The organism is Paraburkholderia sp. BCC1885, assembly GCF_900996235.1.
In the GTDB taxonomy this organism is placed as follows: domain Bacteria; phylum Pseudomonadota; class Gammaproteobacteria; order Burkholderiales; family Burkholderiaceae; genus Paraburkholderia.
Genome location: NZ_CAAJGM010000008.1, coordinates 1 through 1,234 on the forward strand (window position 1 = coordinate 1; position 1,234 = coordinate 1,234).

Sequence of the window (1,234 nt, forward strand, 5' to 3'; positions counted from 1 at the left end):
CGCGGGCAGAGCCTTCCTGTCCACCTTGCCGTTCGGGCTCAGCGGCATTGTCTCCAGCACAACGATCGCCGACGGCACCATGTAGTCTGGCAGCACCCGGCCCAGCTCCGTACGTAGCCGGGCGCTGTCCGGCTCCTGTCCCGCCACGGCCGCGATATAGCCCACCAGCCGCGTGCCGCCCGGCCCCTCCTGCGCCGTCACCACTGCCTCGCGCACGCCCGCCTGAGCGAGCAGCTGTGCCTCGACTTCGCCCAGCTCGATGCGGAAGCCCCGCACCTTCACCTGGTGGTCAATCCGCCCCTGGTACTCCAGCACACCTTCGTCGCTCCACCGCACCAGGTCACCCGTGCGGTACAGCCGTCCGCCCTTCGGATGAAACGGGTCCGGTACGAACCGCTCTGCCGTCAGCCCCGCCCGGTTCAAGTAGCCCCGCGCCAGTCCGGCTCCGCCGATATACAGCTCGCCTACGGCGCCCGGCAGCGTCAGGTTCATGTCCCCGTCGAGCACGTACAGCGTGCGCCCGCCCACCGCACGACCAACCGGCGCATAGGCACTCTCAAAACGGGTGGTTCCTCCGGCCTCCCATACCGTCGGCGTGATCACCGTTTCCGCTGGACCGTATGCGTTGAAGATGCGCTCTGGCGAAAGATTGTGCTGCACCGCCTCGAACCCACTTCTGGACCAACCCTCGCCGCCCACGATACACATGCGTACCTTCACCACGCCCGCACCGATCTCCCGGGCAAACGCATCGATATAGGCTGGCGGCAGATACAGCACCGAGATGCCCTTCGACACGATCTCTCCGACCAGCCGTTGCGCGCTCCACAGCTCCGCGTCACGCAGCACCAGTGCTGCCCCGCTAAGCAGCGGGACCAGCCACTGCTCTCCGGCCGCGTCGAAGCTGATCGAGGCAAACTGCAACAGCCGGTCCTCGCGCCTCATCCCGTAGCGCGCCCCGATCGCCTGGCAGTGCATCGACAGCGCCCCGTGAGCAACGGCCACACCCTTGGGTCTGCCGGTGGAACCCGACGTGTAGATCACGTACGCCAGGTTCTCTCCGTTCACCTTCACTTCCGGCGCTCGCTCCGCCTCGCCCGACACATCCAGCGTATCCAGCTCCACCGTCTCCACACCCAACGGCACCGGCAGCTTCTCCATCAGATGCGACTGCGTGAGCAGCAGCCCAATCCCGCTGTCCTCCATCATGTAGGCCAGCCGCTCCGCCGGGTAG

1 protein-coding gene is annotated in these 1,234 nt (G+C 66.9%); it reads right to left on the reverse strand.

What is annotated here, in order from left to right; all coding sequences use genetic code 11:
* A partial coding sequence (locus FQ755_RS00060) for an amino acid adenylation domain-containing protein (protein ID WP_144150087.1) occupies window positions 1-1,234 on the reverse strand: 1,234 nt, incomplete at both ends.